Source organism: Corynebacterium sp. c3Ub_189, from assembly GCF_039907195.1.
Taxonomy (GTDB): Bacteria; Actinomycetota; Actinomycetes; order Mycobacteriales; family Mycobacteriaceae; genus Corynebacterium.
The window spans coordinates 1-2,165 of sequence record NZ_JASBOF010000042.1 but is presented as its reverse complement, the minus strand read 5'-3'; the positions used below and the strand labels follow the sequence as shown (position 1 = coordinate 2,165).

General features: G+C 51.5%; 2 protein-coding genes. One reads left to right on the top strand and one right to left on the bottom strand.

Features of this window, described 5'->3' with window-relative positions; translation table 11 throughout:
- Window positions 1–829: 829 nt before the first annotated feature.
- Window positions 830–1,411, bottom strand: a complete 582-nt coding sequence (locus tag QKD99_RS11410) for a hypothetical protein (protein ID WP_316993897.1) — start codon at window positions 1,409–1,411, stop codon at window positions 830–832.
- A gap of 471 nt (window positions 1,412–1,882) precedes the next feature.
- On the opposite strand from QKD99_RS11410, the gene QKD99_RS11405 reads away from it, so the two are divergent.
- On the top strand, window positions 1,883–2,165 hold a 283-nt coding region (locus QKD99_RS11405; protein ID WP_347951480.1), incomplete at its 3' end, for a hypothetical protein.

Sequence of the window (2,165 nt, the reverse complement as noted above, 5' to 3'; positions counted from 1 at the left end):
GTTCACAATCATCCTTCACCGTAAGTGGTGGAGGATGGGCGTGGCTTCCTCGTCGGTGCGCGGTAAGGCCCGCGCGTGACGTGGGTCGTCCCGCGCGCCCTTTTTCAGGCGAGCGGACAACCCTACGACGTAAAGGGAGGTAGACAATGGGTAAGCACTCATTGGATACACCCGGTCGCAAAAGAAAAGACCCCGCCACCAAAGGAGCTGCAATCCTTAACTTGGTGAGCGGAGTCCTCAACGTTGTGACCGCTACCGTGAGGCTCATTGCGGTGATGCTTCACGTGGGTCTTTAGGCCCGAGGGGCTCAACCGAGTAGCAGTCGGTTGGGGCCCTTTTTATTGTGCAGCCGCAATTCAGGGATGAACTGTGCTGTCACTTTTAGGCTAATGCGCGCGCGGAGGTTTCGCAATACTCCCACACTGGGGACGTAGCCCCTTTTCTCTACCGCGAGAGGAACCCGAGCAGTCGTATATCTACTTATGAGACCCGTCATCCCTACCATATGTCTTCTCGGTACTGCTTGCGTTTCTATGCGTCTGAACGACAGTAGTCGAATAAATAAAAGACTGATGGCCGTGAGGCTCTCATTTACGGGAGATTTTGGTTCTGTGCCAAACCGCATAAGTTCCGGCGAGAAAAATGACTGCAAAGACTCCAGCGACTCTAAAGTAGAAAAATCCGTTTTCTAACCTGCGAGAAATGTCCGATAATGAGGTTGAATTCTCCTCAGCCAAGGCTTTAGCAACGTGTATCGCATTTAACCCGCCAATAAAATACCCGAAACAGATCGATAGTGATATAAAGATCGCAATCTTCATCAGAGCCATTAAGGATGAATTGCGTGGCACTGTTCTCCCTTAAATTCTCCCATTACAAATAAACGTGCGCACTCAGCATTGCTTTTGACATCGAAGTTTTTGAATCCGGCATCATGCACGTGTCCAAGAGAGCAATTATTGTGGGTCTTGCCCTTACGGGTCGCATGGATTCCATGTTCGTCTCTGTTTTGGTAGTCCACTCTCCAGTTGCACATCGTTCCGTTAGAAAACGTCGCGGATGCACTTTCAGACTCTATGTGGTTGCCTTTACCCTTAATTGCATGCTCAAGATTCACTACAGGAACTTTGAAGTTATGCCCATTAAACGTAAATCCAAAACCTTTGATTGTGGCTGCTCCGAATGCTGATCTATCCGCTGTGTTCGGAACTGGATCACTTCCTTTGGGAAGGTAGTTGTAGGCCGTTGGATCAGTACTTTGGTAGTTTCCGCCCATAATCGTTTGAGGCTCTTCCTGTGCTCCTTGCACTGTCTCTGCTTGAGCGGTTCCAGACAAGACGGGAAGGAGGACCAAGGCGGACAGAAGGGAAGCGGCAGTTTTCAGTGGCGTGTTCACAATTTTCCTATCCATAAACAACAACTTACTTATATTAAGTTAAAACTGAATTTTGCTGCCGTCAAGGCCATAAAAATATACGCAGCCGTCCCGGGGTATGGACTGCCGTGGTTAGTGGTTGTGTTGGCAAAGGGGCGAATCATGTACCCCGATTGCTCTGCTTACCCCGCTGGCAAGAACGCCTTCTGTCCTTCCCGGAGGATGGGCGGCGTTCGCATTTTTAACCGAGCCTCCTTCATCCGTGGTTTGGTGCTGCCGCAGAAGTCGCGCACGCGACTTCCTCTCCCCGCGTGATTGTCACGTCCTGACGCTCGCAGCTACCGCTAGCGACTGCCTGACACAACCAGAGCCGTCGAAACAACTGGCCCTTTCCTCCTCTGGACTCGCTCGACTAGAGCGCAAGCGCTCTAGGTCATGGTACATTTGCACTAGAAGTGCTTAGGGGTGTTCAGATGCTCACCGTGCTGGTTAGAGGAGGTGGCGTGAGTGCTGACTATCGCGAAGATGGGCGCGCATTCTGTGACCTATTATCAGTCCACGGTTGATGAGAATCGAGGGCCGGATTCGTACTATTCCGAGGACGGAAAGCAGCCAGCTTCGGTGTGGCTTCGGGGTGAAAAAGTGGCCGAGGTTTCGGCGTTTTTGGGTGCCGAAAACGGCGCTGTTGTGTCGGGAAAAACGGTTGAGAATTGGTTCAATAAGGCGGTTGCTCCGAGTGGTGTAGGGCTTGGAAAAGCTCTCGGGGATAAAGGAGTTCCGGGGTTCGATC